Here is a 22,311-nt window from a genome sequence, read left to right as displayed (position 1 = left end):
AAAACAAGATATTACAGAGATTTTCATGAGCGCTTAAAAAAAGCAGTGCATACACTACTAGTAGCAGAATTAACAGCGTTTTTAGACTATAAAAAATATGATCGTATTGTTTTCAATTCAGGCAATTCACGTAATAGGTTTTGCGCCAATGCTATGGCACTTCGGTCTACTATAAGTGCTTCAAATCCCTTTATTTCGGATTCGAAAACGACGAAGAGTTCTACAAACACCTGCTCAAAAACTCGTATGGATTGAGAAAAAATAGTCTCGTTCTTTTGTATGTTATCTTTTCTTAAAAGTTTAATGTGTTTCTCTTATCCCTCGCTTAGTAGGACATATGTCATATACAACATTTTATAAATACTGTAATTTATAAAGTGTTGTAAAATCATAGAAGGTATTTTGTATAAAACCTAGCTTTTGCGCTTTGACGTATAGCAGGATCTCATATAAGTACGTTGATAAGACTTTTTTATAGAAGATACCTACAATAATTAACTATATTTGGAGGATTAATATGAAGTACGAAGTTATAATATTTGATGCAGATGAGACTTTATTTGATTTCAAAAAATCTGAAAAAGATGCTCTTAAAAAGACTATGCTTGCATGTAATATAGAATATGATGAAAGTTATCATTTGGAAGTATACAAAGATATAAATACAGCTATATGGAAAGAGCTTGAGGACGGGCGTATTACTCAGAAAAAGTTAAGTATTGAAAGATTTAAACGGTTATCAAATAAATTAAATACTGAATTTAATGAAGTTGAATTTGCGCAATTATATATGAAACATTTATCTCATGCATCTTTTTTATATGATGAGAGTATCACCCTTGTTGAAAGTCTACATCAAGAATATAGACTTTCTATAATAACCAATGGCCTCAAAGATGTTCAAGATAATAGAATACGGAAATCTACTATAGCAAAATACTTTGAAGACATAGTAGTCTCTGAGGATGTTAAAGTATCAAAGCCAGATTCTAAAATATTTGAACACGCCTTAAACAATATAAAGCATACTGACAAGAGCAAGGTATTGATGGTAGGAGATAGCTTAACTTCTGATATACAAGGCGGAATTAATTTTGGTATAGATACGTGCTGGTTTAACCCTAATAAAATTATAAATACATCAGAATTAACACCTACTTATGAGATTTCAAATTTGATGGAGCTTAAAAATATACTAAAAAAATAGATATATGAAGAAGAGAAAGTAAACGTTACTGTAATCTCCACATTCTAAACATTAGTTCTCTGACAATTATATTTATCACCTTTACTAAGATAAAATTTCTAATTCTATTTTAAATATGAACATAGATATATACCAAGTACATCTATGTTCATATTCTTTTCATATTGAAAATAGACTGCTTAGCTAGAGAAGTACTCACAACACACAATATTACTGTGACGCTTTTAATTGTTTTTTTCATCGCTTTCCTCCACTTTCTTTTTCATTACTAACCAATTTTCTTCTCCTAAGAACCATTTTGTTAATAAATATCTTTCTGTGTTGTGTATTTTAAAACCATAACGCTGATACAGGTGTATGGCAACTTCATTCGTTTGAGACACATAAAGCTTTACTGTACTTTTATTTTCGAATTTTGCTATCTTCATTACTTCGTCTAAAATTTTCCTCCCATATCCTTTACCACGAAATCTCTTATTAATTGCAAAAAAGCTTAAATATAGTTCATCCTTTTGAGGCTTAGTATAAAGTAGCCTCATCCCTAATTTCCATCTAAGTTTCTCCAAAAAAGGAAAATATCCATCCTTATTCCCACTATTAAAGCTCTTTTCGGGAAAATTCGAAGCATTTACTCCAAAAACACCTACAATTCCATTATCACCATCAATCACAGAAAAACGTTTTTCGGTGATTTGATCGTATGATTCTAAATACACATCAATTTTTTGATTATCATTTGTTCCTAAAATTTTTGTCCATTTGGAAATGAAAGACTCTCTCAAAAGCATAACTTCTTCGTTTTTATCATATTTATTGATTTCTTTAATTATCATCTTCATCCCCCTTTGCCGGCATTAAAATTTCTAGTTCAAGAATGTCACCACTAATAAAAATTTCTTTTGAATATTCTATGGCATATATCGGGAAGTTCTCTTTAGCAATAATAGCAAGTAACCGTTCCTCAAATTCCTCATCCGTTCCCCCGTGTATATATAATGATTTATATAGCCCCTCTTTCATAACAAAATCTGCATTACCATCTGTTTTTATACATAAGTGATACGTATCTTCTTCAAAAACATAAAAGATATCATTACCAAACAATAGAATTGATAACTTCATCTCATAAACATCTTTTGCAGTTAAATTCTCATCTGTTCTTAATGTAATAATTTTTTTCAAATGAATATTTTCCACATACCTTGTAGAATCTATCTTTTCTTTTGTCAAGTTAGACATATGATATTCTATAGATTTTTGAATTTCAGTTAACCTTTTGATTTCATCAATAATTTCATTCGATTTTTCCTTTAATAGATTCAGGTATTCTCTTTTTTGGTAAGTTGTAAATATATCTTTAATTTGAACAATTGAAAGATTTAAATTTCGTAACATTAGTATTTGGGCAAGCTGATAAATTTCTTTAAGAGCATATTTTCTGTACTTATTTTTATCAACATAGGACGGAAACAATAGCCCTTTTTCTTCGTAATATCTTATTTGATGATGACTAATGTCAAAAATTCTAGCCAATTGATTTATTGTAATTGTTCCTTTCATGCCATCCCTCTTTTCTATTCCAAATATAAACTATAGGGTTAACCTAATGTCAAAATAAAAAAATCCTTTTTCTGTTTACGAATAATAAAGTTGTTTAATTTTCTTTTTATAAAAAAAGTTCTGGTGGAAATATAAGAAGAAGAACACGGATACTAGTAGATTCCTACAGGTTTTTTATCTGCTGTTATTACGCGAGGTTTAGAAACGTACGAAAAAGCCAAGGCTTTCTTGAAAAAGCACTTGGCTGCTTGTTTATCTCTTGATTTACTTAAATAAGAATCAATGGTGTTCCCTTCTGAATCAACGGCGCGATATAAAGTGAAACTTTAATCAGTGGGAGTTTTCTTCATCCCCCACTGATTATCAGCCCTCACCAATCGGGCTTTTACGGGCAGTTTATCTCCCGCCTAACTTCTTCAGAAAAGCGGAATCGGCTCGCTCAGAATCGCAGGACGCCCACGCACAGGGCGGAGAGGCGCTTTTTGCCTCGTCCGAGGGGGCGAAACGACCGGAGATTCTAGCCGCTAGAGCTGGACAACAAAGAAATGTGGAAGTGGCTCGCCCAGAATGTGAGGGGGATGGAGCTTCTGACGTAGAGGTGTTTTTTACCTCGCAGGAAGAAGCGAAGCCACCGAACATTCTAGCCACTGGAACTGGACAATTCTTCCGCTGAATTTTGAGGCGGGAGTATTACTGCCCACGAATAGCGGGATAAATACGTCCATTGCCCCCTTACATTCATAATTGTAAAGGGACAATTCTCTTTTACATCTATTACATCTCCTCAGGCGCTTCCATCCCAAGTAAACGTAAACCCTCTTTTAATACAACTGCCACCGCATATACGAGTGCAAGTCTGCTTTCTTTCTCTGCATTTTCTTCTAAAATACGAACGTTACCGTAGTATTTATTAAACGCTTGTGCCACGTCTAGTATATATTTCGCAATATGAGATGGTTCATATTTCGCAAACGCTGTTTCAATGACTTGCGGAAAACGATGCAACAGTTTTATAACGGTCCAGCTTATATCGTCTGTTAACTGTAACTCTTGTTTCTCAATATCGATATTGCTTTTTTTCAATAGTGAACAAGTACGTGCATGTGTGTATTGTACATATGGTCCTGTTTCCCCTTCGAATTTCAACATATTTTCAAGTGAAAATTCGATGTTATGAATACGTTCATTTTTCAAGTCATGGAAAATAACTGCGCCAACCCCGATCTGTCTTGCTACTTCATCTTTCTTCTTTAAGTTAGGATTCTTCTCTTCAATATTTTGTTTTGCTAGTGTAATTGCTTCTTCTAACACTTCTTCCAGTAAAACAACTTTTCCTTTACGAGTAGACATTTTCTTACCGTCTTTTAAAATAAGTCCGAATGGAACGTGAGACATGCCTTCTACCCACTGAAATCCTAATTTCTTTAGTACAGTGAAAAATTGTGAGAAATGTAAGCTTTGTTCATCTCCAACGACATACAGTGCTTTATCAAACTTATACGTGTTTTGACGATATAGTGCAGCCGTTAAATCACGCGTTGCATAGAGTGTAGCACCATCTGACTTTTTAATTAAACATGGCGGCATTCCTTCTGCTTCTAAATTAACAACTTGTGCTCCGTCTGATTCTTCTAGTAAACCCGTTTCCTCTATAAGGGTAACGAAATCATCCATCTTATCATTGTAAAATGCTTCTCCTTGAAAATTAGAGAATTCTACGCCAAGCAGTTCATAAATGCGAGAGAATTCTTTTAACGATTCATGACGGAACCAGTTCCATAAGTATACTGCTTCTTCATTGCCATCTTCTAGCTTCTTAAACCAAGCACGTCCTTCTTCTTCGAGTTCTGGATACTCTTTTACTTCTTCATGAAAACGTACGTATAACTTAAATAGCTCACGAATCGGATCTTCTTTGACAAGCTCTTCATCGCCCCATTTTTTATAGGCAGTAATAAGCTTTCCAAACTGAGTTCCCCAATCACCAACGTAGTTAATGCCTACAACTTCATAACCACATTTTTCACATATATGTTTTAATGCATTTCCAATCATTGTAGAACGTAAATGCCCCATCGAAAATGGCTTCGCGATATTAGGAGATGAATAGTCAATGACAACCGTTTTTTCTTGCCCAAAGTGTAGCTGCCCATATTCTCCCTTTTCATCTAGTATTGTATTTAACACTTCATTACTTACAGTTTGACGATCGAAGAACACATTGACATATGGTCCAACCGCTTCTACTTTTGTAAAAAATGGGTGTGATAATTTATCTGCTAGTTCCTGCGCAATAACTGCCGGTGCTTTTTTATATTGCTTTGCTAATGCAAAACAAGGAAAAGCAGCATCTCCAAACTCATCTTGCTTTGGTGTTTCAATTAAAGCAGCAATTTGTTCTAATGATAAACCTGGTTCTAATACATCGAATACATGCTGTGCAAACTTCATTTTATATTCCATCAGTATCTTCCTCCTTTTTATCAATAAAAAAACTCGCCTCTTTTCTAAAAAAGAGACGAGTTTACACCCGTGGTACCACCCTTGTTGTTCATAATGAACCACTTTCCCGTTTATAACGAGGTTAGGGAGCCCCGGCTTACTCTACTACACTGTTCAAGCAGCATCTCCGAAGTGCGCTTCATTATTTTCTCTGCACTAGGCTTTCACCGTCCCTAGTTCGCTGTTGCTTCTGAAAATAATTACTCTCTTCATCCAAGATTTTCTATAAAATTTATTATAATCTATTATACATCTTGTCAAATAATTAGCAAGTTTCAATTACACCAAAATGAAATTTTGCGCTTTTTCGTTTATAGACAAAGAAGTTATGTTTTTCAAAGCGCATGCTGCGAAAATGATCCTTTAACACAACTCGTTTTCGCGCTACACGCTTAGCCTCTTTCATTGTCTCATCCGTAATATCGTTGTACAATGCAAAATGTTTTAAACCACGAATACCGTCTGATTCTAATACTGTTTCTTCAAACATCGGATCTAAATATACTACGTCGTAGCTATAATCTGCACATTGCTCTAAAAAAGATAAATGCTCCGTATGCTTTACTGTAATTCGCTGCATTGCTTCGTTCATTTCTGTTACACCTGCATCCCACTGCTGAAGGCCTTTTTCAATCAAATATGCCATATAGCGATTGCCTTCTAATCCAGTGACTTGCCCCGCTTCTCCTACAGCATAACTTGCGACAATACTATCAGATGCCATACCAAGTGTGCAATCTAATACCATCATCCCTTCTTCTAGCTGCGCGGCTTGCAGAAATGGATCATGTTCACCGCGCATTAATCGCTTCACGCGAAACATAGCTGAGTTCGGATGAAAAAAGAACGATTCTTCCGTTCCTTGCGGATAAATCGCTAATCGATTTTTCTGGGCAACAAGTACATCTTGTTTATATTGTTCATGTAATTCATAAATAGGACGATCATTTCTCACAAGAAAAGAACTTTGCAAGTCCGTTGCTATTTTTTCTGCATATGCGGTCATTTCTTTATTTGTTCGTCCTGCTGTCGTTACAATCATTCTGTCACCTCATTATAAAGTGAAACTACCATCAGTGGGGGTGCTTTATCCCCCCACTGATGGTTAGTTGAACCAATCGGGCTCTTATGGGCAGTTATCCCCCACCCATCTTCTTCGTTTTCTTGGCATCTTGGGGTGGGGGATCTTACTGCCCGTTAGTGCGGGATAAAGAAAAAAGGGAGAAAATCTCTCCCTTTTTAGCAATGCTTTTCAAAAGCTTGTTCTAAGTTTTGAATAATCTCTTCCATTGTTGCACCTTCAATTTCATGACGATGAATAAAGTGAACAACTTCTTTTCCTTTTAATAGTGCCATAGATGGTGAAGATGGCGGGATATCATCAAAGTAAGAGCGCATCATCGTTGTTGCTTCTTTATCTTGACCTGCAAATACAGTGACAAGATTGTCAGGTTGCTTCTCAGAACGTACAACCGCTTGACCAGCTGATGGACGCGCTAAGCCTGCCGCACAACCACAAACAGAGTTCACAACAACTAATGTTGTCCCTTCTGCATGTTCCATGTATTCTTGTACATCTTCTGCTGTTGTTAATTCTTTAAATCCCGCGCGTACTAATTCTTGACGCATTGGAATTACCATTTGGCGCATGTATTCTTCGTATGCATTTGTCATGTTACCAATCTCTCCTTCAACTTTCATTCCAGATTCATCATATCACGCTCTAATACTAGACGCAAAAGAAACATCATGACTTTCTTATTTTTTCCTTTGGATTTCACAAACATTATTTTTACAATGTCCAACAGGGACAATTTCTCTCTTTGTCGCAATATAATCATATAAGACATGACCAAATCCGAAAAGAATTGATAGTTTAATAAAAGGTACGATTACCCAATAGGCAGGAATTACTTTCGCTAAGACATATATACTTTGAATCCCTTTATACCAGCGCGCATCCTTATAAATGTACAAATGTTTCTCCATGTTTTGCTGCATCTCTTCTGATAAACAATATTGCTGAACAATTTCTTCTTCGCGAAAAGAAACAAATGTTATTTTTCCCTTTTTATCTAGTTCCTTCGTTCGATTTGCAACCTTTGTACACATCGGACACCAACTATCGTAAAAGACAATCATAGCTATTATTCCCCTTTTCGGTACTCCGTCATTTGCTTCCAAACAGAACCTTTTGCTTCCTCACCGCCTTCAATGCGTTCAAGTGCTAAACGTGCTTGCATTGCTACTTCAAATTCCGGATCCTCTTGCGCTACGCGAAGTGCTGGGATTGCACTTTCGTCACCAATTTCAAATAGAAACATTGCCGCGCGCCAGCGTACAAGTTTACTTGAATCTTTTAACGTTTTAATCATCACAAACATCGCGGCAGGGTCACCGATATCTGATAAGCAATCACCTGCTGTGCGGCGCACACTGACTGATTTATCTAATAATGCCTTATAGAGTAAAGGTAAAACTCGATCCCCTTTGACCATACCTAAATAAGCAGTTGCTAAGCGGCGAATCGATACTTTTTCATCTTCTAACGCTTTCTCTAATACAGGAATATCTTCTTCTGTTGGATCCATTTGTTCAAGCGCTGCATAGCGTTTTGTCCAATCAGAATCATTCATCATTTCCTCAGTTACTTTATATGGCTCACGCTTTGTAATCGTTACTTCTATCTTTCCTGCTTGTTGTAATAATTCTTGGACAATCCCCTCTACACGATCGGCTGGATACGTTGCAACAACCTCTTCCACAACTTCTTTCCCAATCTCTTCAAAACTACCATAACGAGTACTTTTCTCCACCCATTTACGCTCTTTCACAACATTTGGCGCTGTCATTTGCACTTTCATAATCGCTTCTTTAAAACGGTCTGGTAACCCTACGCGTTCCTCAGTTGTACCATCGGTTAGTTTCACTTGCATCGGAATAGTAAAGAACATTTGAATAAACACTTTCACTTCCCCAAAATGGGCATTCTGTTCTTGTTCGCTCTCTGTTACGACTTCTTCACCAAAGACTGCGCGAACTTGCTGTAAAATATGTTTCCAATCATATTTCGCATTGCGCTCTACCGCTAAAAAGTCGGCTACATGATATACACCTTTTACACCTTCAATTTGTAAAATTTGCTGCACTCTCTCTGGAGCCTCTTTTACATTATCACGTGTATAATTATTACGTGCTCCTGCTGGTAATACTTCATTCAAAATAACCTTCATTGTATTTGGACTTGGTGTCGGTTCAATGCCTTTAATCTTCACGTATTTTGTCTCTCCTTTATTGCTGTTCTTAGCTGTATTGTAACATGTTCTCAATTAAGACCCCTACTGAGGTGCTTGCTCTTTTTTCTTCTCTAAAAATGTAATTCTTTCAATCACGACTTCTGTCCTATATATTCTCTTGCCACTCTCATTATCGTACTGACTCGTATGAATATGTCCTGTTATACTAACAAGTTCCCCTTTTTTACAATACATCGTTACATTTTCCGCTGATTTCCGCCAAATCATGCAATGAATAAAATCTGCTTGTTGCTCTCCTAAACTATTACGAAACCCTCTATTTACCGCAACACATATACGTGCATAAGCAATCCCTTGCTTTGTATAGTATAACTCTGGATCTTTTGTTAATCTGCCAATTAACGCAACTCGATTCATCATACGATCATGTCACCTCTTCGTTTTTTTCTTTATTGTAGAAAAAACGAAACGTGTAGTAAAAATTGTAAAAAAATATTTTTTCATATGAAAACTCATCTTTATCTCTAAAAAATTCCAAAAAAAAATCCTGCATGATACAAACATGCAGGATTTCAGTACGTTAATCATTTTTTACAAAATAAGAAACGAAGCGTAAAATTTCTAAGTACAACCAAACTAATGTCATCATTAAGCCCATCGCACCGTACCACTCCATATATTTTGGAGCACCGCCGCGTGCACCGCCTTCAATGAAATCAAAGTCTAACATTAAGTTTAATGCAGCAACAACAATTACAACTGCACTGACAATCATACCAATTGTTCCGCCTTGATGTAAGAATGGCACTGGTACGCCAAATAGCTGTAAAACTAAAACGATTAAATACATAATCGCAATTCCAACCGTCGCTGCCATCACACCCGTACGGAACTTATCTGTCACTTTCACAACACGCGTTGCATATAACACTAACATTGCTAGTAATATAGAAATTGTTAATAACACTGCGTGTAAAATAATAAAATCACCAAATTTCATTGTATATACAGCAGAAATACTTCCTAATACAATCCCTTCCACCGCTGCATAAATCGGTGCTGTAATTGGTGAAATACGCGGTACTAATATCGCTACAAATGCGATAATTGTCGCAATAATTAAGGCACCAATTAACACTGGCATTTGCATTTTATTTTGAATCATCTGCATATATGCGTACACAGACGTTCCCAATAACAATATGAGCATAATAAATGTTTTAGCAACTGCACCACCGACTGTCATCGCTGAAGTACTTACGCCCTGTTTACGAAACGTATCTTTCTTTAACATTGGATTAGACGATCGCATGTTATCCCTCCTAAAATAGATTCTACTAATAGTGTAAAGATTTTCCCTTTACTTTTCAACATATGCGGCTTGTTTTTACTTTAAACCTTCTACAATGTCGGATAATTCACTCCAACGCTCCATTGTCTGTTCTAACTCTTCTTCTGTTCGCTGCTGCTCTTCAGAGAGTTGCTGTGCTTTCGTATAATCAGCGCCTACTTTTTCTAGTTCTTCTGTAATACTTTCAATTTCCGCTTCTAATTCTGCAATCTTATCTTCAATCGTTTCCCATTCACGCTGTTCATGATAGGAAAGCTTGCGTTTCCTTTGTTGTTTTGGAGCTTCTTCTACTTTCTTTTCTTTCTGCACTTCTGCTTTTAACATTGCTTCTTGTTCTTTTTTCTCATCTAAATAATCGCTATAGCTACCAAAGAAGATTCGAACGTTTCCATTACTTTCAAATACAAACAGTTCTTCTGCAATTTTATCAAGGAAGTATCGATCATGCGATACAGTAAGGACAACACCAGGAAACTCTTCTAAGTAATCCTCAAGCACTGTTAATGTTTGCGTGTCTAAATCGTTAGTCGGCTCATCTAAAAGTAAAACGTTCGGTTCTCCCATTAAAATACGTAATAAATATAATCTTCTTCTTTCACCACCTGATAATTTGCTAAGCGGTGTACCATGTGTATGCGGCTCGAATAAGAAACGTTCTAACATTTGCGAAGCACTAATCGTTTTTCCATCTGTCGTATGAATCACTTCAGCTGCTTCTTTAATATACTCAATCATCCGCTGATTTAAATTCATATCTTCATTTTCTTGTGTATAATATGCGATTTTTACCGTTTGTCCAACTTCAATCTCACCGCTGTCCGGTGTGATTTTACCAGCAAGCATGTTTAATAGAGAAGATTTCCCGCTGCCATTCGCACCGATAATCCCAATGCGGTCTCCCGGTTTCACAATATATTGGAAATTACGAAGAACCGTTTTATCACCAAATGTTTTTGTCACATCTTTTAATTCCAGTACTTTCTTTCCTAATCGGCTACCTCCAAGCGCAATATCAACGTTTTGTTTTGCACTTGGCCCTTCTTGCTTTTGCAATTCGTCAAAGCGTTGAATACGTGCCTTTTGCTTCGTAGAGCGCGCCTTCGCACCGCGGCGAATCCAAGCAAGCTCACGGCGATATAAGTTTTGACGCTTTGCTTCTTGTGCCACTTCTTGTTCTTCTCGAAGTGCTTTCGCTTCTAAAAAAGCGCCGTAGTTTCCTTCATAGCTATATAACTTGCCATTATCTAATTCAAAAATACGGTTCGTTACACGGTCTAAAAAATAACGATCATGCGTAACAAGTAAAACAGAACCTGTATAACGTGATAAATATTCTTCTAACCATTCTACTGTTTCATGGTCAAGATGATTCGTCGGCTCGTCTAAAATTAATAAATCCGGTGTCTGTATGAAACATTGCGCCATCGCAACGCGTTTTTTCTGTCCGCCCGATAAATTTCCTACTTCCGCAGAGAAGTCAGTAATACCAAGCTTTGTTAACAATGATTTTGCATTTGCATTCGCTTCCCAAGCATTCATTGCATCCATTCGCTGCTGTACTGCAAATAATGCTTCCTGCGCTTTTTCACTTGTTGAATTTTTTTCTAAGTTCAATAATGTTTGTTCATACTCACGAAGAAGACGAATTAAAGGTGTATCCCCATGAAACACTTGCTCCAGTACAGTTAAATTTTCTTTAAAATCTGGCTGCTGTGATAAATAACTAATCGTATATCCACGTGTATGCGTCATTTCCCCTGTATCTGGAATTTCTACACCCGCAATAATTTTTAATAACGTTGATTTACCTGTTCCATTTACACCGATAATACCAGCGCGCTGTCCTTCGGTAATACTAAAAGATAGACCATTAAATAATGGTTTGTCTCCATATGATTTCGATACATTTTCAACTGTTAACATTCTCATATTTGTGCATTCCACTCTTTCATAAATTGGTCAATAAATTGCTCCATATAGCGATGACGCTCTGTTGCCTCTTCCTTCGCTGCATCTGTATTCATTAAATCCTTTAACTTTAACAACTTTTCATAAAAATGATTTAGCGATGGTTCATCGCTTTTTCGATATTCTTCCTTTGTCATCGTTTCACGCGGTGGAATGTTTGGGTCATACAGTAAACGTCCCTTTGCACCTCCATAAGCAAATGTTCGTGCAATCCCAATTGCTCCAAGTGCATCAAGTCGGTCTGCATCTTGAACAATTTCTCCTTCTAACGTCGCCACAGTTCCGCCATGTCCACCCTTATAAGACATATTAGCAATAATATGAACAATATGCCGTGCATCTTCTTGGCTAACACCTAATTGCTCCAGCCAGTCTGTTACTTTCTTCATACCAGCTTCTTCATTCTCGTTTAACTTCTCATCTGCAACGTCGTGAAGTAAAGCTGCCATTTCAATAACGAAGCGATTCCCACCTTCTTTTTCAAACAATGCAATCGCTAACTTATGTACGCGTTCAATATGATACCAATCGTGACCACTTGCATCTTTTTCTAATATGTCTTTAACAAATATAATCGTTTTTTCAATTTGTTCTTGTTTGTTCATAATATCTTCACCCAATTCACTATTGTAACACGCCCTCATTTTTTCATCACACATTTTCTTGTCCGCCCATACTATATGCTGTAACTAGTATCGTGAAGGAGGAAAAAAAATGTTTTATAACTCGCAACAGCCCTATCCGCAGCAACCCTATTATCAACCGTATCCCGAACAACAGCCATACTACCAGTATCATTACGATCCACGTTTCCCTCAAGCTGGCCCTGCAATGCCAACAGAACCAACTGAGCAACAAATCCAACAATACACTGCACAATTTCAACACTTAAAACACCCCGTATTAAACCTCGTCAAACCTTGGGTAGAATACGGTGTAAAAGAAGCAAAATATACATCTGTACCACACGCAATGACGGAAATTGCTGCAATCACATACTTAATTGGAAAAGGTTACAATCCAACAGTTGCTCATTACATTGTTGAATCCTGGGAGAAGAATGAGCAGTTTTAAGGTTGTTCGTTTCGTAAAACATACAAGCTATAAAAGTGCCATAAAAGCCTGTTATACAAGCCTTTATGGCACTTTTTATTTATTACTTTATATTTTATTCTAAAAGTAACCTTCATATTTTTTCACACGTTTTTATATCATTTGTGAGCAAAAATGTGAGCAAAAATAGCCTTTTAATTAAGCTGTAGTATTAGACAAATTTCATTTTAAAAATTCCCATTTATTTAGAGTCCAATTACTCCATACTCCCTCATATAGTTTAAGTACGATTTGAGAAATAATCCATCGCGCGGCATTTTCTTTTTTATTATGCTTCTATACTCGCTTCCATCTCATCTAACACATTTTCCTTCAAATATAAAAAAGCTGCCACCTCTTTTTCTGTCATACCTCGACAATCATGTATACCATTTAGTAACAACCAATCAGCGTTACCTACTATATTCCGATAACGTTTCTTCTCTATCTCGCTTGGTATCATCATAAGCATTTCTTCAAGGCTAGTAACCATAAACCTACTGTGATCTTCACCAATAAAATATACTGTTATACAATCCGTAGCCTTATGAATTTCAAAACGATACATATTATGACCACGTTTAACTTCAGCGATATGCCATATTAACTCTTGTCCTTCTGATACGGATACATCGTACATCTGTGTTTGCTTCACTTACCCCATCTCCTTTTACTGTGATTAGTTACATGTAAAACTTTAGCGGATTAATGTTAAAAAGATGTAAATGCATCATAAAAATTCCATTAAAATCCCACAAAATGATACACAGCTTTTATAATTGAATTGACTTTCGGACTCTAAAAAACATCCTTACCCAAACGAACAGGTACAGGTCAAGCATGGTTTCCCGAATCCTGGACTAGAAACGATATAAAAGAAGCTGGTGAATATGTTGCTAACCTTCAAGAAAATATAAATGTAAAAGACGGAAATATGATATTTGGTGAATATAAAGGCGTAAGAGTTGGAGTAATAAAAACAAACGGTAAGATTGGAACTGTATTCCCAGATGGAACAAAACAACCTTAAAAATGCAAATAAAGGAGAATTAATTATGTTTGAAGAACAAGTAAGAAAAATTATAGAGGAACGAAAGGCAGTTCATCCTGAAAATATTTTTTTAATTGAAAAATATTGGGAAGAACTTGCAGAATTATTAAGCGAAGATATTGAGCAAACTATTAAATTTTTAGATACCGCTTCAGAAGGAGAAGTAGAATGGCTTAGTGAAGTATTTGAGGATGTAGATTTTGACGAAAAAACTAAAGAATACGTGGAGTGTTTAAAACGTTTAGTACAAAAATTTCCGAACTCTACAATAAGACCATCTGTTGAAGTTGTAGAAAAAATGATATTTTAAATACATTCGAATTTAGATGAATAGATTCAATCTCATATTGCGACATATATAGATGTCGCATTAAAAAAAAGCAGCTATATCATGCACTTAGAAGCATATACAGCTGCTTTTTTTAAGCAGAACATAGATTATTGGTTCAATTAATTATTATAAGCCCTAATTTACTTTAATTGAAATATAAGCACCATGAACTCAATAGTTATCATAAAAAAATCAAATAAAATCAGAAAAACTATATAAACATGGACGAAAATCCTGATTATTATATCTAATAAAATAATAAATAAAAATTCGAATTTCAAAGTTGGTGGACGTTTTTGCTCCCCTAAAATTATTGAATGGTGAATTAAAATTAAATAAACCGAAGAAAGAGTAATCTTATTTATACTAGAAAAATAGCAAAGGAGAGTAAAAATGAAAATTTGGGAATTGAGAAGTTCGTTTGATGACTATGAATCCTTTCAACTATTGAATTATAAAGAAGACAAAAAATATTTTAAAGGGAAGTTCAACTCTACAGCAGTTTTATTAGATTCATGGGGAGAAATATCCATTGAATGTATAGAAGAAGGTAATCAAAGTGACTGTCCGCATTTTTGGGGAGAAACTGGTTCAATAATGATTAGTGAACAAGCAAAAAATTTATTAGAACCTTTAATAGACACTGATGTTGAGTTTCTTCCACTTGTTCATAATAAAACAAATGAAGTCTATTATGTAGTCCATGTTTTAAAGGTATTAGATGCAATTGATAGTAATAAAGCAGTCTTTAAAAAGTTAATCACAGGTCTAGTAATAGGATGTGAAAAGTTCGCATTTATTCCTAATACTGTTCACAATGAAATGATTTTTAAAGTATACATAAATCAAAGAATTCATCCTACTTCTGTTTTCGTATCAGATGAATTAAGAAATGCAATTTTAGAAAGTGATTTAAAAGGCTTTAAATTTATCGAGGTATGGGATTCACAATCTAATATGTGATTAAAGTGCTTGAGCATGAATGATTAAGTAAGAAGACAAAAGATTTTTTAGAAAGGCATGGGTATTGATATCCATGCTTTTTATTCAACGCACTAAAAACTGAATATTCTATCTTTTGTTGAAAAATAATTAATTCATCCTTTTTGTTTATCCAAATTATGTTAATATTTAATCAATATTATGTGGATGAGGAGGATATTATGAACATTCAAATGAAGGGGAATGAACAGATTACAAAGTTACTAAATGATTGGTATCAAGCTATGTTGCAGCAACAAGTTTCAAAAGCAACGAAATTAAAGCAAGAAGTTGATAATAAAATTAAGAATGTAGAAACAGATTACAATATATCTTTGTATCATGCATTATTAAATTTTCGCTATAATGTTCTAACTGATTGGGTTTCAATTAAAGATGACAGTTTTGATCAAGTAGAATCATTTGAAAGACCTACAGAAGGATTTTTGTCATATTATTATCATTTCTTCAAAGCTCTCCATTTAAGACTTATTACCAACTATACGGGAGCAAAAGAACAGTTTGATAAAGCTGAAACACTATTACAACACATTGTAAATCCTTTTGAAAAAGCTGAGTTTCATTATCGTTTAGGAGAATTTTATTATCATTCATATCAACACCTTAAATCCATTGATTGTATTCGAAAAGCAAAAGAAGACTTTTCTAAACAAGGTGGATATGAGATTAATCTTGCTTTATGTGAAAATATATATGGACTATGTTGCATTGATTTAAAACAATTTGAATTAGCCGAAGAAGCATTAAATACAGCATTAGATTTATTCCAAAAAATAAATCATGAAAAATATATGCTTATGGTTCGACATAATTTAGCTTGGTTATATACTAGTCAAAATCTTTCCAAATTGGCAATTCGCCATATATCTGAAGTAACAAAGAATAATCCAAAACATTTTAAAGCACTTTTTGTAGAAGCTCGTGAATATTATAAACTAGGTGAATATCAAATAGCAGATGAAATCATTAAACGCGGGTTAAATATTTGCCTTGAATTACATAATAAAGAATTACAACACCATTTTATGATTCTAAAAGAACTAAACAATCAGGTTTCTGCATCAACTTTAGAAAATACCATTTTAGAAGGAATTTCTTACTTTGAAAAAGAAAATCTATGGAAATGCGTGCAAGAATACACAAAAACTTTAGCCATAAAATTTTATGAAGAAGATAACCACAGTAAAGCTAGTTATTATTTCTTCATGAGTGACAAAGCACAAGAAAATGAATTACAAAAGGGGGCGTTAAAATAATGAAAAAGATTAGCCTAGCTTTATCTGGAGTAGCACTAACTGGAATTTTGTTATTAGGTTTCAATGGTTCATTTACAAATCAAGCTGTAAATATAGGGGATACAGGTGGAGCGCCACAAAGACCTGATTTAGCTTATACGCACGGAGATCCCGGTGGTGGCGGTGTTATAAGTAATAAATCTGTAAAAGATCCTGGTACTGGTTCACCTGCTTATAGTCATGGGAATACAGGTGGCTCTCCTGCTGATAATAGAGGTGACGGTGGTTCTCCTTCTTACGCTGTGCATGGAGATCCTGGTGGTGGTATGGTAAGTAATGAATCTATAGAAGATCCCGGTGGTTCTGGTAGTATAAGCAATGAAGCTGTAGAAGGTCCCGGTGTTGGTGGTGGTATTATAAGTAATAAATCTGTAGGAGATCCTGGTGGTCATATAGTAAGTAATGAAGCTGATGGAAATACTGGTATTATAGCACAAGCGTAACATTTTAATAAATTTAAAGAACAAGCCGCCCACCCAAGAATGAGCGGCTTTCTTTATTATCTAAGCCAATTCACATAAGATCCATCAAAATACATCCAGCTTGGGGTGCGTCTAAGATATACGGTAATTAAATGTTGAATTCATAATAAAAAGGAGACATATTTATGATAAAACATATCAGACTAATTGCTTCTATAATCGTGCTCTTAGGTATTACTTTATATAATAAAATATCAACTAATATACTTGTTCAAAATTGTGTTTTGACTATACTGGTATTTGTGTGTATATTAGTTAGCTTAGAATATATTTTTAATAAGCATAGATATACTCATTTAGATAAAAAATTGCATACTTTCTTATCAATCATTCCCTTAATTGTAGCATTTTTTATAATATGTCTTATTATTTTACCTAAGTAAATGATAAGCCGCCCTGAAAAGGAGCGGCTTTCTTCATTATCTAATCCAATGTGTGTATGACTCATCAAAATACATCCAACCTTCAATACCCTTTTCAATGAAGATGTAAATCCAATCACCATAACGGAATAATACCTCATACGCGCCCGGCTCTTTTATTTGTGCTAAAACAGAATCACTAGTTGACCAGCCTTTGCGTAAATTTACATTAGAAGTGTTTACCCAAACTGCACCTTTGTTCTTACCATCCTTGTTGATACTAACTACATCGCCTCTCATCCAATTGTCTGGAGCTACTTTGTACCAAAAGTATCCATCTACAAATGTCCACTCATAGTATGTGTGACCTTGTCCTTTTGTTGCGGTACGTTTAACAGGCGCATTTACATCTGGTCGTTCCCGAATATTCGCTACATCTGCAGTCGTTGTAAGGTAGCCCAAGACTTCTTCTTGTGGAGGAACGAGTTGAGATTCGCTTCCTATAAACCATTCTAGTGACTTATCGCCAATAAGTTTATTTACATCACAGTTGCCAATTCCATCTACATAACCGCCTGTTGTATTATCAGCATATTGCCAAATATCACACGCATAAGCAGGTTTTTTACCGTAACGAGGAATCCACAAGAAATCAGCTTGTACATTTTGTAATCCATAAGATTCATACATATGATGAGATATATAGAAACCTACTTTCCATCCTTCAGCTTTTAATGTGTCTATGAACGCTTGTGAAGCTTTTGCTAGATTAGTACCTCCACAACTTGCTAGAGTGTCGTCTTCAACGTCTAGTACTAAAAATTTAGCATTATGACTAACACGAGACATAAAGTCTTTTGCTTCTACAATTGCATCTTCCACAGAAACAAAGCAACCATATGCATATGCAGCGTGTGGAATACCTCGTTCTTCTAAATTCGCTACATGCTGTTTATATAGAGCATCTATTTTATTTGAACCATATTGCACACGGCAAATTGCTAAGTCAAGACTTGGAGCAGCTACATCCCAATTAATATTATCGTTGTATTTTGAAATATCTACAATTTTTTTAGTCATTATTCATTCTCTCCTTCTTCATGATCTGTCCAAATACCAAGTGCAACGCCAAGTGTGAATAAGTAAGGTAATAGCTCGTCCACAAAAGATTTAGCTTCAGTAAGTCCGAATTTCATTAATAAAAAGCCAATTAATGAAGCAAGTGCAACCCAGGTTTTCCAATTTTTTAAACGTCTAGTCATATTAAATTTCCCCTTTTCCTAAAATTTGTTTGATTTCCGTCACGTCTTTCGACAAAGATCCGAATGCATCAGCTTGTTTTTCGATTACTCCTTGGTTTTTTTCTATTACTGTTTGCAACTTAATTTCTCGTTCTTTACTTTCTTTTCGTGAATCAAAAAAAAGCCAAACGAAAAGGACTGCCAAGAGTCCTTGTGATAAAGCTAATTTGAAAATCTCTTCCTGCATTATGTTCAACTCCTTTCAAAATAAAAAAAGCCTTACTTATTAGTAGACTTTGGTTTCAACTTTTCATTTTCTTCTATTAAATTACGATTTTCTTCTTCTAACTCGATTACGCGAGCCAAATAAATGTTTTTCTCTTGCGTGGCCGCGTTTAGCTGTTCTTCCACGACTTTTGCGTACATTTCTGCACTAGCTGTTATTTTCAATGTTAATCACCTTTTCTTCTATTTGATTTAATCGGACATCTGTATTTTCAACATATTGTTGAAAACCTTTTATAAAAACTGACAAAGAAACATACAAGTTTACTCCTTCTCGTTCCTTATCTGTAAATGATAACGGACAGTCATCTACAATAAAGCCATAGTGCTTTTTAATGTCTTTTAATGTATATGGGTCTTGTCCTTCTTCTTTTTGTTCCCGCATTTCGTATAATTTTTCTATATCACTTTTAAAATAGTATTCTTTAATTTCTAAATCTAAAACATCTTGCAACGCATCAACCTGTATGTCTTTTATATAAGTTTTAAATTTTCTTTGCGACGAAGGTGTAAATTCTCTTGCTACAATACCAGTATGGTCGGAGCCATCAGCCCTTTTTACTTGTAATTTTCCACCCCAATAATCATCACTACAAATCATTTAACTATATATAGTTAAATGCGAACCAGCATCCTCAGCAACCCATTCATTTTTATAGTTTTTATTATAATTACGAAAATAAATTGCTTGTGATGATATCATTGCAGATTCGCGCTTTTCAGGATTGCTAATTGCAATTGTTGGTCTCCAACCCATACTAGCGTCGTAAACATCAGCTGTAATAGTTTTGTTTTGACCTCTATCTAAAAGTGAGAATGTTCGTGTTCCGTACGTTGCCATATCATTACCATTGTTTAGATTCAAGCCCCATGCTGCAATATCTATAGAATTTACCAGTGAACCATACTCTTTGTAACCTTTGCTATAAAAAGAACCCTTTTCTAAACCTGTAACAACTTTCTTCGCCCAACGATTCCATTCAGCGGGGGTTTGAAACCCTTGTGTAAAAACTTTACCATTTGACATTTCTGTAAAGTTATTGCTATCACTTGGATCTTTCGCTCTAATAGTGATACCTTCGAGCAATTTACCAGCAATTGATTCTGCTGTCACAGCACCAATTAGATTTATACGCTTCGCTTCAATTTGAATTTGTTCAGCTGTTTGGTTAATGCTTGAGATGATATTACCAACTCTAACTGTGCTAAGAATGTCCTTTTCGGTAACGCTTATGCGCGATTCCATCGTTTTGACATACGCATCAGTTGCATATTTACCATCTGATTCTTGTCTTGTGTATACTTCTGTCTTTTTAGCCGCAAGACTAATACCTTCTTTATTAACTGCAATCTCACGGTCTATTTGCTCTGTTTTCTTGTTATAATCAGCTGTTGCTACTTTTTCAGCAATCTGTCCTAATAACGCATCTCTACCAACAATATCAGCTGCATTCTCAGTAAATTCAGATGGTTTTGTTCCACGCTGCAGCATCATTTTAGAGGCCCATACTCTACCATTTCTATTTACATAAAAACGTGCATCAATTGATACTGTTCCAACTGGTGTTTTAGTTGTTACTGTTGCAAATTTCCAAACATTATTTTCTAAGAGAATATTAGAACCAGCGGTAGTTATTCTCCCACCAGAAGCATTAAAAAACTCTATTTCTATCTTTGCGTTATTATCGATTTTACTTTTATCATCAGTCATAAACCAACCTGATACAACAAAATCTTCACCAGCCACTACTGGAACCCTTTCGCTAATTCCACCACGCCAATTATCAGCAGTTAGACTGCTTTGATCCGTTTTAATACTATAAGCGCCATTATAAGTAACAGCTGTATCTCGTAAAACACTAGGAGCTAATGACCAATGATTTGAATCTGTTTTTAACAATGAGTTTCTAATTAGGTTACTCATACCAATGCTGCTAACATAGTTGCCTACTTCTGTAATAGTTACTTTACCTTTAATAGATTCCGCCTGTGTTTCAAGTGTAGACTGCGCCTGTTTGAGTTGTTCACCTTGTGCAGTTTGTGTTTTACTTACAGTTTCAACATTTTGTTTAATGCTATTTGTTGTTTCTTCAAAATTAACTTTCGTAACAGCACCAATTTCATCTGGTACATTCACACCGATTTTTGCCCATTCTGTCCCAGTCCATAGATAGAGCATATTTGGTTCTTCGCTTGTATTAAGCCATAAAGATTTTCCGGGATCTAGGTTTTGAGTTGGTTCTGTATCACTCTTAATAATAGTAGTTTGGAAATTCTTTTGATTTTCTTTCACAAGCTCCGCAAGTTTCTTCGCTGTTTCACTTTCTTTTTTGGCTTCTTCAACTTTCTTATCTGTTATAGCATTGATACTGTCAGTATACTTATTTGATTCCTCTAATAGCCTTTGATCTAATTCTTTTACTACAGAAAGAATATCAGCTGTCCATTTCTTTTGTTCCTCTGTTCTATCAACAAGTTCATCACGTTTATTACTAAATTCATAGACATTTGGTGTTTGCTCAAATGGATAACGTCTTCGTTTTACAACACGTACATCAAAGTCCATGTTATATTTATGATGCTGTAAGATTGCTTTATCTCCAACTTTTGGTTCATTTGTATCATCAAAATTGGCTTCTTTATGATCTACAGTGATAGAAACGATAGGAATGTCATTAACAACTTCCATACACCTTCTTAAGGCTGTTTCCTTATCTTTAATTTTGTCATCTTCAATATTTTCGGCTTGTCTGGAACGGATAAGCTCTGGCATTTTATATTTTAATGGTGACTCATAATAATATTTAAATTGTGGACCACCTTCTTCTTCGGAAGGTGTATGTCCTAGTAATAAAACAGAGAATGAACAATCACTATCATCTGTTGTTTTTCCAATACGATCTGCAAAAATAACGGTCATATTATCGAAAATACACTCGATATCAAACCGTTTTAATAAGTTTTGAATCATGCTCATTCGGTTTATTCCGCCAAAATTTTCAAAATGCAGCTGATTTTTTAGAGAACAATAGTTAACGTATTTAAAATTGCTTCCTTGGAAGATATGAGAAAGACCTTCTTCAATAGAAAAATCACCTGTAACTTTCTGCTCCTGCGTTTGCCTATATATAACTGACTTGTCTTTTCGACATGTGGCTTAATGTAACCCAAGCCGACGAAGTACGGCTTGGGGAGTGATAGCGATGTCTGATAAAAAGCCTTGTACTGCCTCTTTTATGGATGCTTGTGTCGGATGAAATCTGTTGGCAATGACCTGTTGTTTTAACCATTTCCACAGTCTCTCAATTGGGTTCAGATTCGGTGA

Annotated in this window: 24 protein-coding genes, 4 pseudogenes and 1 other annotated feature; of the genes and pseudogenes, 8 read left to right on the top strand and 20 right to left on the bottom strand. The window is 35.1% G+C overall.

The window, feature by feature from the left end:
* Positions 1-10: 10 nt before the first annotated feature.
* Together MR076_RS26585 and MR076_RS14190 are read left to right on the top strand one after the other, a co-directional pair.
* A pseudogene (locus tag MR076_RS26585) lies at positions 11-135 on the top strand (IS256 family transposase); the annotation flags it as partial.
* 382 nt (positions 136-517) lie between these two features.
* Positions 518-1,207, top strand: a complete 690-nt coding sequence (locus MR076_RS14190; protein ID WP_242221595.1) for a YjjG family noncanonical pyrimidine nucleotidase — start codon at positions 518-520, stop codon at positions 1,205-1,207.
* 224 nt (positions 1,208-1,431) lie between these two features.
* On the opposite strand, the gene MR076_RS14185 is transcribed toward MR076_RS14190, so the two are convergent.
* The 12 genes and pseudogenes from MR076_RS14185 to MR076_RS14130 form a co-directional block, all read right to left on the bottom strand.
* On the bottom strand, positions 1,432-2,040 hold the full coding sequence (locus MR076_RS14185; protein WP_242221593.1) for a GNAT family N-acetyltransferase: 609 nt from the start codon (positions 2,038-2,040) through the stop codon (positions 1,432-1,434).
* On the bottom strand, positions 2,030-2,767 hold the full coding sequence (locus tag MR076_RS14180) for a helix-turn-helix domain-containing protein (RefSeq protein ID WP_242221591.1): 738 nt from the start codon (positions 2,765-2,767) through the stop codon (positions 2,030-2,032). Before MR076_RS14180 ends, MR076_RS14185 begins: the two co-directional genes overlap by 11 nt.
* Before the next feature lie 167 nt (positions 2,768-2,934).
* A pseudogene (locus tag MR076_RS14175) lies at positions 2,935-3,084 on the bottom strand (DDE-type integrase/transposase/recombinase); the annotation flags it as partial.
* A gap of 457 nt (positions 3,085-3,541) precedes the next feature.
* A complete protein-coding gene (gene argS / locus MR076_RS14170; protein ID WP_242221589.1) occupies positions 3,542-5,230 on the bottom strand; it encodes an arginine--tRNA ligase in 1,689 nt (562 codons plus the stop codon).
* Positions 5,231-5,278: 48 nt separating this feature from the next.
* Positions 5,279-5,494 (bottom strand) — a binding site (T-box leader).
* A gap of 40 nt (positions 5,495-5,534) precedes the next feature.
* The gene (locus MR076_RS14165) at positions 5,535-6,311 is read right to left on the bottom strand and encodes a class I SAM-dependent methyltransferase (protein ID WP_242221587.1); all 777 of its coding nucleotides are present in this window, start codon (positions 6,309-6,311) and stop codon (positions 5,535-5,537) included.
* 197 nt (positions 6,312-6,508) lie between these two features.
* Entirely contained in the window at positions 6,509-6,943 is a 435-nt protein-coding gene (locus MR076_RS14160) for a BrxA/BrxB family bacilliredoxin (RefSeq protein ID WP_242221782.1), read from the bottom strand.
* A gap of 84 nt (positions 6,944-7,027) precedes the next feature.
* Positions 7,028-7,411, bottom strand: coding sequence for a thiol-disulfide oxidoreductase DCC family protein (locus tag MR076_RS14155; protein ID WP_242221585.1), 384 nt, complete (start codon positions 7,409-7,411; stop codon positions 7,028-7,030).
* A 5-nt stretch (positions 7,412-7,416) separates the two neighbouring features.
* Positions 7,417-8,544: a conserved virulence factor C family protein gene (locus tag MR076_RS14150; protein WP_242221583.1), complete on the bottom strand. Its 1,128-nt coding sequence runs from the start codon at positions 8,542-8,544 to the stop codon at positions 7,417-7,419.
* Between the two features lie 63 nt (positions 8,545-8,607).
* Positions 8,608-8,946 carry a single-stranded DNA-binding protein gene (locus MR076_RS14145; protein WP_242221580.1) on the bottom strand — a complete coding sequence of 113 codons (339 nt, stop codon included), beginning with the start codon at positions 8,944-8,946 and terminating at the stop codon, positions 8,608-8,610.
* 160 nt (positions 8,947-9,106) lie between these two features.
* Positions 9,107-9,838: a Bax inhibitor-1/YccA family protein gene (locus tag MR076_RS14140; RefSeq protein ID WP_242221578.1), complete on the bottom strand. Its 732-nt coding sequence runs from the start codon at positions 9,836-9,838 to the stop codon at positions 9,107-9,109.
* A gap of 75 nt (positions 9,839-9,913) precedes the next feature.
* Positions 9,914-11,806, bottom strand: a complete 1,893-nt coding sequence (locus tag MR076_RS14135) for an ABC-F family ATP-binding cassette domain-containing protein (protein ID WP_242221576.1) — start codon at positions 11,804-11,806, stop codon at positions 9,914-9,916.
* The gene (locus MR076_RS14130) at positions 11,803-12,450 is read right to left on the bottom strand and encodes an HD domain-containing protein (RefSeq protein ID WP_242221575.1); all 648 of its coding nucleotides are present in this window, start codon (positions 12,448-12,450) and stop codon (positions 11,803-11,805) included. Before MR076_RS14130 ends, MR076_RS14135 begins: the two co-directional genes overlap by 4 nt.
* Positions 12,451-12,580: 130 nt before the next feature.
* Here MR076_RS14130 and MR076_RS14125 point away from each other — a divergent pair.
* Positions 12,581-12,919 (top strand): annotated as a pseudogene (locus tag MR076_RS14125) (hypothetical protein); the annotation flags it as partial.
* 307 nt (positions 12,920-13,226) lie between these two features.
* Here the strand turns inward: MR076_RS14125 and MR076_RS14120 are convergent.
* Positions 13,227-13,592: a hypothetical protein gene (locus MR076_RS14120; RefSeq protein ID WP_242221571.1), complete on the bottom strand. Its 366-nt coding sequence runs from the start codon at positions 13,590-13,592 to the stop codon at positions 13,227-13,229.
* Between the two features lie 216 nt (positions 13,593-13,808).
* On the opposite strand from MR076_RS14120, the gene MR076_RS14115 reads away from it, so the two are divergent.
* The 5 genes and pseudogenes from MR076_RS14115 to MR076_RS14095 all read left to right on the top strand — a co-directional run.
* Positions 13,809-13,967, top strand: coding sequence for an EndoU domain-containing protein (locus MR076_RS14115; protein WP_242221780.1), 159 nt, complete (start codon positions 13,809-13,811; stop codon positions 13,965-13,967).
* Between the two features lie 25 nt (positions 13,968-13,992).
* The gene (locus MR076_RS14110; protein WP_242221568.1) at positions 13,993-14,298 is read left to right on the top strand and encodes a hypothetical protein; all 306 of its coding nucleotides are present in this window, start codon (positions 13,993-13,995) and stop codon (positions 14,296-14,298) included.
* 414 nt (positions 14,299-14,712) lie between these two features.
* Complete coding sequence (locus MR076_RS14105; RefSeq protein ID WP_242221566.1) at positions 14,713-15,282, top strand: imm11 family protein; 570 nt, start codon at positions 14,713-14,715, stop codon at positions 15,280-15,282.
* Positions 15,283-15,482: 200 nt separating this feature from the next.
* Positions 15,483-16,577 carry a Rap family tetratricopeptide repeat protein gene (locus MR076_RS14100; protein ID WP_242221565.1) on the top strand — a complete coding sequence of 365 codons (1,095 nt, stop codon included), beginning with the start codon at positions 15,483-15,485 and terminating at the stop codon, positions 16,575-16,577.
* Positions 16,577-16,840: pseudogene (locus MR076_RS14095) on the top strand (Phr family secreted Rap phosphatase inhibitor); the annotation flags it as partial. The gene MR076_RS14100 and the pseudogene MR076_RS14095, both read left to right, overlap by 1 nt.
* Before the next feature lie 677 nt (positions 16,841-17,517).
* Here MR076_RS14095 and MR076_RS14090 read toward each other — a convergent pair.
* Genes MR076_RS14090 through MR076_RS14060 form a run of 7 tightly spaced genes read right to left on the bottom strand, consistent with a single transcriptional unit; the run spans position 17,518 to position 22,284 of the window.
* On the bottom strand, positions 17,518-18,540 hold the full coding sequence (locus MR076_RS14090) for a GH25 family lysozyme (protein ID WP_242221563.1): 1,023 nt from the start codon (positions 18,538-18,540) through the stop codon (positions 17,518-17,520).
* On the bottom strand, positions 18,540-18,722 hold the full coding sequence (locus MR076_RS14085; protein WP_242221561.1) for a phage holin family protein: 183 nt from the start codon (positions 18,720-18,722) through the stop codon (positions 18,540-18,542). The genes MR076_RS14090 and MR076_RS14085 overlap by 1 nt, the downstream gene beginning before the upstream one ends.
* A 1-nt stretch (position 18,723) precedes the next feature.
* Entirely contained in the window at positions 18,724-18,948 is a 225-nt protein-coding gene (locus tag MR076_RS14080) for a BhlA/UviB family holin-like peptide (protein ID WP_242221559.1), read from the bottom strand.
* Positions 18,949-18,980: 32 nt separating this feature from the next.
* A complete protein-coding gene (locus MR076_RS14075) occupies positions 18,981-19,151 on the bottom strand; it encodes a hypothetical protein (RefSeq protein WP_242221557.1) in 171 nt (56 codons plus the stop codon).
* Entirely contained in the window at positions 19,135-19,587 is a 453-nt protein-coding gene (locus tag MR076_RS14070; RefSeq protein WP_242221555.1) for a tail fiber domain-containing protein, read from the bottom strand. Before MR076_RS14070 ends, MR076_RS14075 begins: the two co-directional genes overlap by 17 nt.
* Complete coding sequence (locus MR076_RS14065; protein WP_396021702.1) at positions 19,588-22,116, bottom strand: phage tail protein; 2,529 nt, start codon at positions 22,114-22,116, stop codon at positions 19,588-19,590. It lies immediately after the preceding gene.
* 27 nt (positions 22,117-22,143) lie between these two features.
* The gene (locus MR076_RS14060) at positions 22,144-22,284 is read right to left on the bottom strand and encodes an integrase (protein ID WP_242221778.1); all 141 of its coding nucleotides are present in this window, start codon (positions 22,282-22,284) and stop codon (positions 22,144-22,146) included.
* Positions 22,285-22,311 lie beyond the last annotated feature (27 nt).

Origin of the sequence: Bacillus cereus group sp. BfR-BA-01380 (assembly GCF_022663535.1) — a bacterium.
GTDB lineage: Bacteria > Bacillota > Bacilli > Bacillales > Bacillaceae_G > Bacillus_A > Bacillus_A cereus_BB.
This window is presented reverse-complemented; position numbering and strand designations above follow the sequence as displayed.

Coding starts and splice junctions, on each gene's coding strand:
- MR076_RS14190 (WP_242221595.1), top strand. CDS start 518: ATGAAGTACGAAGTTATAATATTTGATGCAGATGAGACTTTATTTGAT.
- MR076_RS14185 (WP_242221593.1), bottom strand. CDS start 2,040: ATGATAATTAAAGAAATCAATAAATATGATAAAAACGAAGAAGTTATG.
- MR076_RS14180 (WP_242221591.1), bottom strand. CDS start 2,767: ATGAAAGGAACAATTACAATAAATCAATTGGCTAGAATTTTTGACATT.
- argS (WP_242221589.1), bottom strand. CDS start 5,230: ATGGAATATAAAATGAAGTTTGCACAGCATGTATTCGATGTATTAGAA.
- MR076_RS14165 (WP_242221587.1), bottom strand. CDS start 6,311: ATGATTGTAACGACAGCAGGACGAACAAATAAAGAAATGACCGCATAT.
- MR076_RS14160 (WP_242221782.1), bottom strand. CDS start 6,943: ATGACAAATGCATACGAAGAATACATGCGCCAAATGGTAATTCCAATG.
- MR076_RS14155 (WP_242221585.1), bottom strand. CDS start 7,411: ATGATTGTCTTTTACGATAGTTGGTGTCCGATGTGTACAAAGGTTGCA.
- MR076_RS14145 (WP_242221580.1), bottom strand. CDS start 8,946: ATGATGAATCGAGTTGCGTTAATTGGCAGATTAACAAAAGATCCAGAG.
- MR076_RS14140 (WP_242221578.1), bottom strand. CDS start 9,838: ATGCGATCGTCTAATCCAATGTTAAAGAAAGATACGTTTCGTAAACAG.
- MR076_RS14135 (WP_242221576.1), bottom strand. CDS start 11,806: ATGAGAATGTTAACAGTTGAAAATGTATCGAAATCATATGGAGACAAA.
- MR076_RS14130 (WP_242221575.1), bottom strand. CDS start 12,450: ATGAACAAACAAGAACAAATTGAAAAAACGATTATATTTGTTAAAGAC.
- MR076_RS14110 (WP_242221568.1), top strand. CDS start 13,993: ATGTTTGAAGAACAAGTAAGAAAAATTATAGAGGAACGAAAGGCAGTT.
- MR076_RS14105 (WP_242221566.1), top strand. CDS start 14,713: ATGAAAATTTGGGAATTGAGAAGTTCGTTTGATGACTATGAATCCTTT.
- MR076_RS14100 (WP_242221565.1), top strand. CDS start 15,483: ATGAACATTCAAATGAAGGGGAATGAACAGATTACAAAGTTACTAAAT.
- MR076_RS14090 (WP_242221563.1), bottom strand. CDS start 18,540: ATGACTAAAAAAATTGTAGATATTTCAAAATACAACGATAATATTAAT.
- MR076_RS14085 (WP_242221561.1), bottom strand. CDS start 18,722: ATGACTAGACGTTTAAAAAATTGGAAAACCTGGGTTGCACTTGCTTCA.
- MR076_RS14080 (WP_242221559.1), bottom strand. CDS start 18,948: ATGCAGGAAGAGATTTTCAAATTAGCTTTATCACAAGGACTCTTGGCA.
- MR076_RS14070 (WP_242221555.1), bottom strand. CDS start 19,587: ATGATTTGTAGTGATGATTATTGGGGTGGAAAATTACAAGTAAAAAGG.